Source organism: Paenibacillus sp. FSL R7-0189 (assembly GCF_037969925.1).
Taxonomy (GTDB): domain Bacteria; phylum Bacillota; class Bacilli; order Paenibacillales; family Paenibacillaceae; genus Paenibacillus_AQ; species Paenibacillus_AQ odorifer.
The window spans coordinates 4,859,952-4,873,658 of record NZ_CP150223.1; the positions used below are offsets into that span (position 1 = coordinate 4,859,952).

The window sequence follows — 13,707 nt, forward strand, 5'->3', positions numbered from 1 at the left end:
GCAACTAAATTGTTGTACACTGGGTATGGCGAGTTTGGTTGCGTGCGCAACTAAACAGTGATTATTAATATTTAATGAGGTGTTAGTTATGAGTTCTGTAAGTGCAACCTATCAGGAGGATAAAGAAATTCAGAAGAAGCGCTGGATGATCTTAATTGTTCTGAATATTTTTACGTTTATGTCCACCCTTGATGGTAGTATTGTCAATATTGCTCTGCCTGAGCTATCCAAACAACTGAAGCTGCCCATGGCGCAAATCGAATGGGTAACAACAGGATATTTAATGGCGATCTGTGCGGCGATCCTTTTCTTCGGCAAGCTTGGAGATATCCTAGGAAAGATTCGAATTTTTAAGATTGGCACGATTGTATTTATTATTGGATCTATGCTGTGTGGGCTTAGTGTAAGCTTACCAGCCTTAATTGCTTCACGCGTTGTTCAAGCCTTAGGTGCTTCGATGACCATGGCGAACAGTCAGGGAATTGTTACGGATATCTTTCCTGCCACGGAGCGTGGCAAAGCCCTTGGTTTCATTGGTACATTCGTGTCTCTGGGAAGTATAGCTGGCCCAAGTTTAGGCGGGATTATGGTTTCCACCTTAGGCTGGGAGTATATCTTTTGGGTAAACGTCCCTATTGGCCTGATCGCTATATTTTTTGGCTGGAAGGTATTGCCTAAGGATTTAACGAGAGTGAAATCTTCGATTGATGTGCCGGGCAGTTTACTGTTCGCTGTCTTTATCATTACTTTGTTCGCAGGATTATTACTAGGTCAACAGCTTGGATATGGTAACAGCTTAATTGTTACATCAATAATTGTTGCTGTAGTCAGCTTCGTTGCTTTCATATGGATGGAGCTTCGCAGAAAAGAACCGCTGTTGCAGCTGTCATTATTTAAGAATCCGTTGTTTTCTTTAAGTATCTTATGTGGTTTTCTCGTATTTACAGCGAATTTCTGCTTCAATATTATCGCGCCGTTTTATGCACAGAACATGCTTAATTTATCGCCATTCTATGCAGGCTTTTTGTTAATGCTGTTGCCGATATGTATGGTAGTCGTGGCTCCAATGAGTGGAGCGCTATCGGATAAAATAGGCTCGGAATTTTTGACTTTTGCAGGGCTGGTGGTCATGGTTATTGCGCAGTTCGGATTAGCACAGCTTCATGTAGGAAGCTCTGTTGTGCTGGTAGGTGTGTGGATCGCTATGCTGGGGATAGGAAGTGGTTTATTTCAATCGCCGAACAATTCGCTTGTCATGTCTAAGGTACCAAGAACACAGCTTGGTTCTGCGGGTAGTGTCAATTCGTTAGTTCGTAATGTGGGTATGGTTGTCGGCATAACAATTGCTACTACAATTCTTTTTCAAGTGATGAGCAGAAAAGCCGGCTATAGGGTGACAGGGCTAGTTCCTGGTCGGCCAGAGTTATTTATCGAGGGCATGCATGTAGTGTTTGTAACCTCGGCATCGATATGTCTAGTGGCTGCTTTATTAACTGGCTGGAGATTGGTGAGTGCAAGAAGCGCCAGAGTGCAGTCATCGGAAAGATAACATACCATGAAAAAGATCCTTCTGGCGCTACGGCTAAGAAGGATCTTCTTTGTGATGAAACTGTAAGGCTTCCTTAACGGCTTGCAAGTATTGATATTGATAACGTACATCCGGTTCTAGGTAGGCCCCTTCAGCCCATTCATTCCAGGCGTTGATATAAATATATTCACTTTTGAACATTTTTTTGGCGCGCTCAATTTGTCGTGAAAGGTATTGGCCGAATTTTTGAGGATTAGCGCCTAAGGTGCTTTGTCCGGCAGGACCTTTACGTGGTGTGTTATCCCAGTTGACAAAGGCTCCCGGATATATGATTTCTCCGTCTCTATGGGGTGTCCGCTCCAACATGGATTCCCATAACTCATCATAATCAATTACGATATGCCTCTGATCCTCCACCTGCTTTGAGCTCCATAAATGCTTAACTCCGCCATGTGCGAATGTGTAATGCGGCTCAAATTCCAGACTGGCATCGAATCCTTGCTCTTTCTTTAGGGGGAAACCGCCCAGTGTCCGGACTAGATGAAGTCCTTTAAGTCCGTTCTGCAGAGCCAATTCGCGCCAATATTGAAGCATTTCTTCACAGTGCGGGATACTAGCAGATCGATAAATGATAAAGACAGGCTTATCCTCCACCCGGATATAACGATCATCTTTGAAGGCTTCCAGCAAAGCAAAAAAGTGCATTCGCCAATCCCGTTCTTCTCCGTATTCCTGTGGCATCAGGACATCCTCTTCGGTACCATCCCAGCTACGTGTCCAGGGTTCGTTAGCCCAAGAAAGGCAAAAGGGGAAGTCAGGCTCTTTGCTCGCAAGAATCTGCTGAACCGGTTGTTCCAGTAGCCGCCTGCCATTAAACCAATAGTGATAATAACAAAAACCGTAAATGCCATGAGCCCTTGCCGTCTCTGCCTGCCATTGTTTCACTTTAGGATCCGTTAAATCATAGTAGTAATTATTTAATGGCTTCTTGGGCTGATCATGTTCAGGATAAAGGGCTGCAGCCTTCCTGACATTTGTCCATTCTGTAAAACCCTCACCCCACCAGGAATCGTTCTCTGAGATCTGATGAAACTGAGGCAATACAAAAGCAATGCATTTCAAGTCAGGTCACCCCCTATGGTTCCTTGAATATTTTTCTCAGCAGTAACTTTCCTTGCTGGATATAAGAATGGTTATATTTAAGTTCCTTTAGGGCACGAGAGGCAGAAATTCTTCTTTCTTCACTATGTGAAAAATAGTGCTTAAAGCTATCGGAGAGCTCTTTGAAGTTCTGGAAACGAATGAGATCTTCTTCTGCAATTCGGTAATTATGAAGATGGGGATGATCCTCCACTAACTGAAATACACCGCAAGCGGTGACCTCCATAATCTGCTGCACAGAACCAGTGCAATTGATGACGATTTTTGCTCCATTATAATAGCTGGACATATCTTTACCATGGGTGATATCAATGAAATTTCTGGGGGGTTCCCAACCACGCCCGTCGATCATTACCTTAAGGCCTTGAAGTAGGTCTGAATACGCCAACGTGTAAAGCACACTATCGATTTGAAAATCGCCAAGAATGAGTACGTCACTCTGATAACAGTCCTCCACACGTCTTGGATAATAGAGATCCGTATCCGCAGCATATGGGAGAAAGCTGGAATGTTTGCCCCATAAACCCTGATAATAGATCAGATTAGCTATGTTCTGTGTGAAAATATAATCGAACAACAATGCCAGATTACGTTCTGTTGGAGTAAGACAAGCGGCATCTGCCATCCATACCGCTTTGGGAACGTTGGAAGCTTTCAGAGCAGGGAGGTTCTCCTCCGGAAATAGGGTCTCCGATCCTAGAGCTAATATTAGATCAGGTTGAAAATGAGCTAAATATTCCTCCAGATTATGCTGGAATTTAATAGCAAGTACTTCTTTGACCAAATGCCTTAGTTGATCCTTAAAAAGTCGTACATTAGGCATTTTATCACTTGCCACTGTAGGAACCAGCAGCAATATTCTTAATTGCTTGAGTTCCCGTTGCAAAGGCTCTGCTCTATAAGAGTTCATCTCTAGGATGAGGTTATGGTGTTGCGATGGATTAACTTGGCTGATGGTGACTTCGTGACTTGAAGGCCTTTCAGGAGTGAGCCTATTAGCTGTCTTCTTCATAATTCCTCCTGTATTCTGTGGAGCCAGTCGTCCGCTCTAGCACCGAGTCTTGCTAATCATTATATGTGTAGGGGGTTATTTTGACTTTAGGTATAAGACCATTAATCAGAGTCTCGAAGATAAAAAGCGGATTTAGTGAAAGCTGTATATCTATCTATGACAGGGCTGGCTTGTTTAACATAAGATATACTATAAAACCTGAAAGGGATGATCGCCTTGCCAACCTTCGATAGCGTTCTAGTTACAGGAAGTCAGACCATTCAAAATGATCTGCACGTTAATGGAAATGAGACTATCGATTCGAATCTGCATTTGAATGGTAGTCAGACTATAATGGGAAGCCTAAATGTGAACGGCAGTGAATCCATACTCGGTCATCTGGGGGTAACCGGTGAAATTAGCGGGGCAGGCACCATCAGAGCTGCAACCCGGTTGATCGCTACGAACCAAGCAACATTGCCACCAGGCGCTCCTACCAGCCTGCAACAGGTTCGATACTTTTCTGTAGGTGCTGTAGGTCAGACGGGTCTCGTGCTGAAGGGCACAGATGGAAATGATTATGTATTATTTATCGATTTGACTGGCGGAACGCCTAATATCGGCATTCAACGGGCTTAATCAAGATAAACTAATATTCTCAGCTTTAGAATATAAAAAAACAGCAAGTCTCCTAAGTACAAATAGGGACTTGCTGTTAGAGGTTTCTATTAATTCTTAAAGCTATGAATTGGTGCAGGGATTCGTCCGCCACGATTAACGAAATTCGCGCAGTTGAAGCCATTCACTGCCATAACTGGTGCATATCCGAGCAGGCCGCCAAATTCGACCATTTCACCAACGTCCTTGCCGATTACTGGAATCACGCGAACCGCAGTGGTTTTGTTATTCACCATGCCGATTGCAGCTTCATCCGCGATGATGCCGGAAATGGTCTCCTTGGTGGTGCTTCCGGGGATAGCGATCATATCCAGTCCCACGGAACACACACAGGTCATAGCTTCCAGCTTCTCTAGTGTAAGGGCACCCCGCTGAACCGCTTGAATCATGCCGTGATCTTCACTGACTGGAATAAAGGCTCCACTAAGTCCACCTACATAGGAGGAGGCCATCACGCCACCTTTTTTAACATTGTCATTTAGGATCGCCAGAGCAGCGGTTGTTCCCGGAGCCCCAGCTTCCTCCAGACCCATGACTTGAAAGATTTCGGCAATGGAATCTCCGATTTCTGGAGTAGGAGCTAAGGATAGATCGATAATCCCAAAAGGAACATTCATCCGTTTGGAAGCCTCTTGAGCAACTAGCTGACCGACACGTGTGACTTTGAAGGCTGTCCGTTTAATGGTTTCACATAAGGTTTCAAAATCCTGTCCTCGAACCTCTTCAAGCGCACGTTTGATGACACCAGGACCGCTGACGCCAACGTTGATGACACATTCCCGCTCTCCAACCCCGTGAAATGCTCCGGCCATAAAAGGGTTGTCCTCAACGGCATTACAGAAGACTACCAGCTTGGCGCAGCCGATGGAATCCCGATCCTTGGTGCGTTCCGCAGTTTGGATAATGATATCGCCCATTAATTTCACAGCATCCATGTTGATTCCACTTCTGGAGGAACCGACATTGACCGAGGAGCAGACTCTTTCAGTGACTGCCAATGCTTCTGGAATACTGTCGATCAGAATACGATCGCCTTTGGTGCAGCCTTTTTGTACAAGTGCAGAGAAGCCGCCGATAAAGTTAACGCCTACCTCTTTTGCAGCCTTGTCCAGGATTTCAGCAACAGGTACATAGGTATCTGTCTTCACCGCACCAGCGGCAATAGCGATGGGTGTGACAGAGATCCGTTTGTTAACGATAGGAACCCCAAATTGTCTTTCCAGATCTTCACCCGTCTTTACGAGCTTTTCAGCGGATCTGGTGATTTTGTCATATACATTTTGATTAAAGGTGCGCATATCCGTGTGGGCACAATCCATGAGGCTGATCCCCATCGTTATGGTACGCACATCCAGATTCATTTCACGAATCATCTTATTCGTTTCTTGTACTTCCACTAGTGATATCATGGTCAGCCATCCTCCTAGATTCGGTGCATAATATTAAAAATATCCTCATGCTGAAGCTTGATTTCCACGCCAATCGATTCGCCAAGCAAATGTAATTCCTCTACAATATTCTCAAAAGCTTTAGTTGAGCTAGAAATGTCTACAATCATCATCATGTTAAAATAATCTTGAACAATCGTCTGCGAAATATCCAGAATGTTCAAATTGTGTTCGGCTAGATATGTACATACTTTAGCAATAATCCCTACTTTATCTTTTCCCAATACAGTAATAATCCCCTTCATGAATACAGCCTCCCTTTGTATTTGTTGATTTCACCGTGTATACGGAATGAACCATTCCAACTATTATTGCAAATGATGAAACAAGCTTCAACCAAAGGTTTTTTGTCAGTTTGATTAAATATTTATTTTGGCAGCTGAAATTATAGAAAATTCATTTGACAGCCTATAAAAAATGTGATGAACTGAGAGTTTGATATGCTAGTCTGAAGGAGTAAATATGACTACACAAAAATATAAAGATATGGTTGAGCAAAGAACGAAGATGACCCTCCAGGAATGGACGGAACAGGCGGAAGTGAAGGAAAAGGACATTTATCGTTTTTTGCATAATTTAAAAGGCACTGCTGGTACTGTCGGATTACCGGATGTCGAACAATTTGCCGAGGATACGCTGCCCTATTTCATGGAAAGCAGTCTTAAGAGTTGGTCAGTCGAGGAATGGGGGGATTATTTATATCCACTGATTCCATTGTTTAATGTCCATTCATTGGCAGCTTCAAGCTCTGTTAAAGCATTGGATAAAAAGGGACCTGCTGAGACGCTCACACAGAATGATATTCTTCTTATCGACGATGATGTAGAGCTAGTTGCTTATCTGAAAGAGTCGTTGGAGAGGCAGAATTACTATGTAAGCATTGCCTTATCTGCTGAACGGGGACTCAAAATCTTTTATGAAACGAAACCAGATCTCATTCTGCTGGATATTCTTTTACCGGATAAAAGCGGGATTGAGGTGTTGAACCAAATTATCGGCAAGGCTAAAAAAGAACGAATTCCCATTATCATTATAAGCGGGGAGTACTCCAAAGCGACGCAAATGCAGGCGTATTCGCTGGGGGTGATGGATTTTTTACCGAAGCCTGTAGATATTGATTTATTTCTGGTATTGATCAAAAATCGCTTTCAGCTCAAAAGAGAATGGCAGGAGTCCATCATCGTCGATGATTTGACCGGCGCATTTAATCGCAAACACTTCAATCAAGTCATGAAGCAGCTGATTGGTGATTTTAAGCGGACCAACCGCGTATTTTCGTTAGCGCTGATTGATTTGGATTATTTTAAAAACGTTAATGATACATATGGTCACCTAATCGGAGACGAAGTTCTGCAGGGCTTTTCCGAGCTTGTGAAGAATTCCATCCGTCTGGAGGATACCTTTTGCCGTTATGGGGGAGAAGAGTTTGCAGTGTTCTTACCTCACACGGATGCGGAATCTGCAATGTTGGTTATACAACGTATTCAAGAGCGGTTTGCGGCGACTGACTTTTTTGCGAAAAATGAAATCTTTCATGTGACTATCTCTAGCGGGATTTCTGAGGTAACAGATGCCGAGAATATAGCCGATAAATTGATTGAGGAAGCAGATCAGGCTCTTTATGCTAGTAAGCATGCTGGAAGGAATCAGACAACGCTTTATTCGGACCATTTATCCACTACTAAAAAGCATTCGGTTCTGAATGTGATTGTTGTGGATGACGATACGCTAATTCGGAGAATTGTGACCAGTCAGTTCGCCATTTGGGAGCCGGAGAATATTGCTGAGGTGAAGGTTAGCAGCTATGCGAATGGGCTTGATTTCCTGCAATCGGATTGGTATGCCGTGGATGAGAAGTATATTATTTTGCTGGATGGTGTGATGCCTGATCTGGATGGGGTAGAAGTTCTGGAAAGAATCCGCAAAACGTATCCGGAAGTAAATATATTAGTGATCATGTTGACGGGAAGAAACAATCAGGCGGATATTGTACATGCCCTGCAGATGGGTGCCGATGATTATGTAGTCAAACCGGTCCATATGCCTGAGTTATTGTCGAGGATAGAGCGGTTGGCTCATAGATTTTTGTTCTAATTGGGTTCTGAATATGTTGTGAGCACCAGGAGAGATCTAAAGCGGAGGGAACTAGGCAGCTATGCAAAAGGTAATGGTAGTGGATGATGAAGAAGTATTACGAATGTTAATCGTAGACACCTTAGAAGATTTGGAAGACGTGGAGATCCACACTGCCGAGAACGGATTAGAGGCGCTTTCAAAATTGTCACAGAATCATTATGATTTGGTGATATTGGATTATATGATGCCTGAAATGACAGGGATTGAAGTCCTAGGCCAACTGGATGATGAGAAAAAGAAGGCTACAGCTATTTTAATGTTAACAGCCAAAGCCCAAGATGTAGACCGTCTTCGAGCGGTAGATGCAGGCGCACGTTATTTTATGCCAAAACCTTTTAGTCCGATGGAACTCTTGCAGATTGTGGAGGGGATCCTAAGTGACAAAGGGTAGCAGCTCTAATCACAGTATTAAAAATAGATATTTTCGTATCATTGCCTTGGTTTTTTCGTTAATCATTCTTATGGGATCTGTATTTTTGTTTTTCATAAACAATGAGCAGAACAAATTAAGTAGAGACCGTGAAGTTCTGCAAAATAAGGCGGACACGATTAACGAATTGGCGACTGCGTTAAATGAGGTTTTTTTCCGAGCGAGGGGATTCAGCGCACTTAAGAGTGACAATGAATTAGAGCTCTTAAACTTAGGACTTGTTAACTTTGATAAGATTCTGGATACCTATTCTAATCTCAATTTATCTCCGGAAGAAGCCTTGTTTAGAGATGGTTTGAAAGCATTTTATGTTCAGTACAAAACTAAAGTTTTGCCGGAAGCGATTCGGTTTGTCGAGGCAGACGATTATGTGTCTTTGAGAGCTCTATCCGCAGATGGCAACACGAAATCAGTAAATGATTTTTTAATGTATACAAAAGAGTACAAGCAACGATCCGATGCCGCATTAAATACTATGGCTATGGATTACATCAAACGTGCCAATGAATTTACCTTTATCGCATTCTTTTTCAGCACGATTATTCTGCTAATCTTCACCTTTATGATCTGGCGGATTCTGAAGAACCTAATAGATCCTATTCTGAAGCTGGAAGGGGCAACCCATTCCCTGGCTGCAGGAGAAGAAATTCTTCTGGGCAAGCTTAAGAATCAAGATGAAATTGGCCGACTTTATGATGCTTTTCTAAATATGGCTAGAAGTATTCAAGATAAAGAAGAAGAATTGATGATGCAGAATGAAGAGCTGCATGCGCAGCAGGATGAACTTCAGGATCAGCAATATAGGCTGCAGCGCTCGCTTAGTGAAATTGAGAGTATGATGAAAGCCTTGGATCAATCGTCTGCGGTGGGGATCCTTACTGCTAAAGGTGTCTTTACCTACGCGAATGATAATTTAAGTGGATATACCCGCTATAAGAAGTCTGAGATTATCGGTTACACCTATAAGTTATTTGAACTTTATAATCTCTCTGATGAGGGTTATCAGAAAATCTTTAACAAATTAAATACAGGCGGAGTGTGGAACAATGAGCTGCAGATTCTAGCCAAAGACGGATTGCCCATCTGGCTGCATCTGACGATTGTGCCGTACCTGAATGAAGAGGGTGTGATTTATCAATACATCCTTATTGCGAACGATATCACCTCAATGAAAAGCGTGCAGCAGGAGCTAGCCGAAACGTTAAAAAACACAGAACAGACCAAGATGATGCTTGAACTTAATAATCAGCTGAATCATGATATTACTTATACTTTGGATAAACATGAATTTGCCGATAAGTTTATTGAGTTTATGCATCGCCTGTATGCCTTTGATTCGAGTTTCTTCCTGCTTGTGAAAGATAATATTGCGGCTGTGAAAGGCATTCCACAGGAGAATGTGGAGCGTTATCTTGATCATGAGAATAATGAGATGTTATATCGCTTGCAAGCGGAAAAAACGTACCTAATCAAGCGCCTGGCAACACAATCAGAGCAAGGGATTTCTGCGAGTGAGGTCTATGTTTACGACTTCTACACTACTGTTGTGAACGCAGAGGATGAGATTCTTGCAGTGTTCTGTGGCAGCCGGATTGGTCATTCCTTCAGCAAAGAAGAGATTAATGAGGTTCAGGGGATGATGAACCGCGTAGCGCTGGCGATTGAACGTTTATTCATGTATGAAGAGATTGAACATGGACGAAAGCTGAATCGGGACATCGTAAATAATGTGAACGAGGGCATACAATTTGTGAATACAGAAGGTATGCTCCTGCAGATGAATAAAGCGTTGAGCAACATTTTTAATTATGAGTGGACAGAAGGAGCTTTGATTCCCCGTCAGAAATGGATGGATTATTTCATTGAGCACTCGAATGAGAATCATGAACTTCGGATGTTTTTTGAAAAAGCGATTGCTGAGGATGCTCTGGAATCCAGCAGCATGCAATACTCCATTGGAACTGAATCGAAGAAGCATATTGACGTGTATGCGATCCCTGTATTCCGTCGCGAGCTGCGTATTGGTACATTGTTTGTCTACAGAGATATCACTAGAGAATATGAGCTGGACCTTATGAAATCTGATCTTGTCAGTACGGTAAGTCATGAGCTAAGAACACCGCTATCGAGTGTACTTGGTTTCACAGAACTGTTATTGTCTAAGACCATGAAGCCTGAGAAGCAGCTTAAATATCTGGAGACGATTCATAAAGAAGCTAAACGACTGACGGAGCTCATTAATGATTTTCTTGATTTGCAGAGAATGGAGTCAGGTAAGCAGCAATATATCACGGAGCATTTGAATCTCAGTGAAATTGTATTAGGTGTAATTGATCAATATAAACTGAGCAGTACCCATCATGTGCTCCTAGTGGATGAGGCTTTAAATGCGGATGTTGATGTGGACAAGGATAAGATTGTCCAAGTTCTGACGAATCTGTTAAGTAATGCGATTAAATTCTCACCTGATAACAATGAAGTTAAAGTACTGCTGCATAACGAGTCGGATAGAATTATTGTACGTATCCAGGATAATGGTCTTGGCATTCCTAAGGATCAAATAGGACAGCTATTCCAAAAATTCAGAAGAGTGGATAATAGCGCCTCTAAAAGAATTGGAGGAACAGGACTCGGACTTGCTATCTGTAAGGAGATCATTGAGAAACAAAAGGGAAATATCGGTATAGATTCCGTTGAAGGAGAGGGCACTACCGTCTGGTTTAGCCTCCCTATCCTCCATGCGGAAGCGAGCCGGCAACGGGATGAGCTTAATAAATGGAGCACCGAAAAAGAGCTCAAGCCTAATGTAATGATCGTTGAAGATGATTACAGTCTTTCGTTGCTTTTATCAGAAGAGCTTAAAGGGAAGGGGTTCCGTGTTACCCATCATTACCATCCACAGCAAGCTTTTGATCAGGCCTTGAAAACACCATTTGTGGCGATTGTGGTAGATTTGATGTTGGGTGAAGAACTGGATGGCTGGGATTTGATCCGAATGCTTAAAGAAGATCCAAGAACTGAAAATATACCTATCGTTATTTCTTCTGCTCTGGATCAATCGGATAAGAACCAATTAAACGATGTAATTCAAAAATATTTAACTAAACCTTATCCGCCCGGCGAGCTGTCGAATACGCTTGAGGAGATAGTGAAGATTAAGACGGGGATCGGCGAGGTGTTATTTCCCGAAAGTCAGCAAAAATTATAGCTTTTATTTATCACAATATTTTATAAATAGTATCACTTTTTATAATGAAACCGATCAAAACAGGTTAAATCATACTGTTTTGATCGGTTTTTACGTACTTTATAGATACTTTTTCAATAAATTACAATTATTAGGGTAAATCGACATCATTGATCGTTTACAATTATTGTGATAGCCTGATTTCATGAGGTACGGATCATCAGAAGATTTCATGTTTAGGAGAGGTGGATATTGTTGCAACTACAGGTAACGAACAGTCCTTTTAACGAGAGCCAAGTCGAGCTACTCAATCGTCTTCTACCATCCTTAACGGAGACACAGCAAATATGGCTTAGCGGTTATTTGTCAGCCATGGGCTTTACTACTGCACCATCGGCAAGTGCCGGGGTTCAAGCAGTACAATCAAATACGATAGGAAATGTGGAAGGTAGTACCGTTAGTCAACCTGCAGTTTCACGTGAAGTGACCGTGTTGTTTGGGTCCCAGACAGGGAATTGCCAACGGCTGGCTGGGAGCTTGTCCCGCAAGCTGGAGGAGCAAGGATTTCAGGTCACACTCGCTGCGATGAACAGCTTTAAGCCCAATGCGCTTAAGAAGGTTGAGAACCTCCTATTGCTGGTCAGTACACATGGTGAAGGCGAGCCGCCAGATAATGCACGGATGTTCCATGAATTTCTCTATAGCAAAAGAGCTCCTCAATTAGAGAATCTGAAGTTCTCAGTGCTGGCACTGGGGGATACCTCCTATGAATTCTTTTGTCAGACCGGCAAGGACTTCGATCAGCGGCTTGAGGAACTTGGCGGCAAGCGGTTAAGTCCACGTGTGGATTGTGATCTTGATTATGATGATTCGGTTACCGAGTGGTTTGAAGGCGTCATTAGTGCCTTAAATGCACATTTAAATGCTCCGGCCATTGCGGCAAAAGCGGTTCAAGCTGCGGAAGACGCAGATTCTCAGGAGCCTTTGTATACCCGCAACAATCCTTTTAAAGCGGAAGTATTGGAGAATCTAAATCTGAACGGACGTGGTTCTGACCGTGAGACCCGCCATTTGGAGCTATCCCTAGAAGGTTCTAACATACAATTTGAGCCAGGGGATGCGCTGGGTGTCTATCCGGAGAATCATCCTGAATTGGTAGACGCTATTATTCATACTATGGGCTGGAATCCTAATGATATTGTTCCTTTTAATAAAAAAGGGGAAGACGGCACCTTACGTGAGGCCCTTCTTCACCACTATGAAATCACTGTATTGACCAAACCGTTACTTGAACAAGCGGCGAAGTTATCTTCTTCTAACCAATTAAGGGATCTATTGTCGCCAGAACGTGCGCAACAGCTTAAGGAATATATTCAAGGCCGCGATCTGCTCGATTTAGTTCAGGACTTCTCTCCATGGGAGGGTTCGGCCAGTAGCTTTGTGACTATTTTGCGCAAGCTTCCGGCACGACTCTATTCAATTGCCAGCAGCTATAAAGCTAATCCAGATGAGGTTCATTTAACGGTTAGAGCTGTACGTTATGAGGCACATGGCCGTGAGCGTTATGGGGTCTGCTCGGTACATTGTGCTGAAAGAGTCCAGCCGGGAGATACGTTGCCCATCTACATTCAACATAATCCGAACTTTAAGCTTCCGACGAATCCTGATGCACCGATCATTATGATTGGACCGGGCACAGGTGTAGCACCCTTCCGCTCTTTCCTGGAGGAACGTGGCGAGCTTGGGGCGGAAGGTAAATCATGGCTGTTCTACGGAGATCGGCATTTTGTGACGGACTTCCTCTATCAGACGGACTGGCAGAGAATGCTTAAAGACGGCTTGTTAACTAAGCTGGATGTTGCTTTCTCCCGTGATACCGAAGAGAAAGTATATGTTCAGCATCGCATTCTGGAAAAGAGCCGCGAGGTCTACGAATGGCTGCAAGCGGGAGCTCATATTTACATTTGCGGAGACGAGAAGCATATGGCACATGATGTTCATTCTGCTCTGATTACTGTCATCCAGCATGAGGGTGGTTTGAGTCCTGAAGAAGCGGCAGCTTATTTGGATAATATGCAGCAGGCGCAGCGCTACCAACGTGATGTTTACTAATGGATAGAGGAAAGTTATCGAATGACTTCGGGGGGA

The 13,707-nt window shown here is 43.2% G+C and carries 10 protein-coding genes; 6 read left to right on the plus strand and 4 right to left on the minus strand.

Annotated elements, in window-relative coordinates; genetic code table 11:
• Positions 1-88 precede the first annotated feature (88 nt).
• Positions 89-1,549 (plus strand): MFS transporter, encoded by a 1,461-nt coding sequence (locus MKY63_RS21150; protein ID WP_076215690.1) that lies wholly within the window; start codon positions 89-91, stop codon positions 1,547-1,549.
• Positions 1,550-1,582: 33 nt separating this feature from the next.
• Here the strand turns inward: MKY63_RS21150 and MKY63_RS21155 are convergent, their stop codons facing one another.
• Both MKY63_RS21155 and MKY63_RS21160 read right to left on the minus strand, forming a co-directional pair.
• Complete coding sequence (locus MKY63_RS21155) at positions 1,583-2,650, minus strand: glycoside hydrolase family 99-like domain-containing protein (protein ID WP_076190512.1); 1,068 nt, start codon at positions 2,648-2,650, stop codon at positions 1,583-1,585.
• A gap of 13 nt (positions 2,651-2,663) precedes the next feature.
• Positions 2,664-3,701 (minus strand): glycosyltransferase, encoded by a 1,038-nt coding sequence (locus MKY63_RS21160; RefSeq protein ID WP_076215686.1) that lies wholly within the window; start codon positions 3,699-3,701, stop codon positions 2,664-2,666.
• A 207-nt stretch (positions 3,702-3,908) separates the two neighbouring features.
• Here MKY63_RS21160 and MKY63_RS21165 point away from each other — a divergent pair, with 207 nt between their 5' ends.
• A complete protein-coding gene (locus MKY63_RS21165) occupies positions 3,909-4,319 on the plus strand; it encodes a hypothetical protein (RefSeq protein WP_248548519.1) in 411 nt (136 codons plus the stop codon).
• Positions 4,320-4,408: 89 nt separating this feature from the next.
• Here MKY63_RS21165 and MKY63_RS21170 read toward each other — a convergent pair whose 3' ends face one another.
• Together MKY63_RS21170 and MKY63_RS21175 are read right to left on the minus strand one after the other, a co-directional pair.
• Complete coding sequence (locus MKY63_RS21170; protein ID WP_248548616.1) at positions 4,409-5,764, minus strand: PFL family protein; 1,356 nt, start codon at positions 5,762-5,764, stop codon at positions 4,409-4,411.
• 17 nt (positions 5,765-5,781) lie between these two features.
• A complete protein-coding gene (locus MKY63_RS21175; protein WP_036685776.1) occupies positions 5,782-6,051 on the minus strand; it encodes an ACT domain-containing protein in 270 nt (89 codons plus the stop codon).
• A 217-nt stretch (positions 6,052-6,268) separates the two neighbouring features.
• On the opposite strand from MKY63_RS21175, the gene MKY63_RS21180 reads away from it, so the two are divergent.
• The 4 genes from MKY63_RS21180 to MKY63_RS21195 all read left to right on the plus strand — a co-directional run bounded on the left by MKY63_RS21180 (position 6,269) and on the right by MKY63_RS21195 (position 13,671).
• On the plus strand, positions 6,269-7,900 hold the full coding sequence (locus MKY63_RS21180) for a diguanylate cyclase (RefSeq protein WP_076130764.1): 1,632 nt from the start codon (positions 6,269-6,271) through the stop codon (positions 7,898-7,900).
• Positions 7,901-7,961: 61 nt separating this feature from the next.
• Entirely contained in the window at positions 7,962-8,333 is a 372-nt protein-coding gene (locus tag MKY63_RS21185) for a response regulator (RefSeq protein ID WP_076215683.1), read from the plus strand.
• Positions 8,320-11,580 carry an ATP-binding protein gene (locus MKY63_RS21190; RefSeq protein ID WP_076190518.1) on the plus strand — a complete coding sequence of 1,087 codons (3,261 nt, stop codon included), beginning with the start codon at positions 8,320-8,322 and terminating at the stop codon, positions 11,578-11,580. Before MKY63_RS21185 ends, MKY63_RS21190 begins: the two co-directional genes overlap by 14 nt.
• Positions 11,581-11,814: 234 nt before the next feature.
• Positions 11,815-13,671 (plus strand): assimilatory sulfite reductase (NADPH) flavoprotein subunit, encoded by a 1,857-nt coding sequence (locus tag MKY63_RS21195; RefSeq protein WP_076215710.1) that lies wholly within the window; start codon positions 11,815-11,817, stop codon positions 13,669-13,671.
• Positions 13,672-13,707: the final 36 nt, after the last annotated feature.

Coding starts and splice junctions, on each gene's coding strand:
- MKY63_RS21180 (WP_076130764.1), top strand. CDS start 6,269: ATGACTACACAAAAATATAAAGATATGGTTGAGCAAAGAACGAAGATG.
- MKY63_RS21175 (WP_036685776.1), bottom strand. CDS start 6,051: ATGAAGGGGATTATTACTGTATTGGGAAAAGATAAAGTAGGGATTATT.
- MKY63_RS21165 (WP_248548519.1), top strand. CDS start 3,909: ATGATCGCCTTGCCAACCTTCGATAGCGTTCTAGTTACAGGAAGTCAG.
- MKY63_RS21185 (WP_076215683.1), top strand. CDS start 7,962: ATGCAAAAGGTAATGGTAGTGGATGATGAAGAAGTATTACGAATGTTA.
- MKY63_RS21150 (WP_076215690.1), top strand. CDS start 89: ATGAGTTCTGTAAGTGCAACCTATCAGGAGGATAAAGAAATTCAGAAG.
- MKY63_RS21160 (WP_076215686.1), bottom strand. CDS start 3,701: ATGAAGAAGACAGCTAATAGGCTCACTCCTGAAAGGCCTTCAAGTCAC.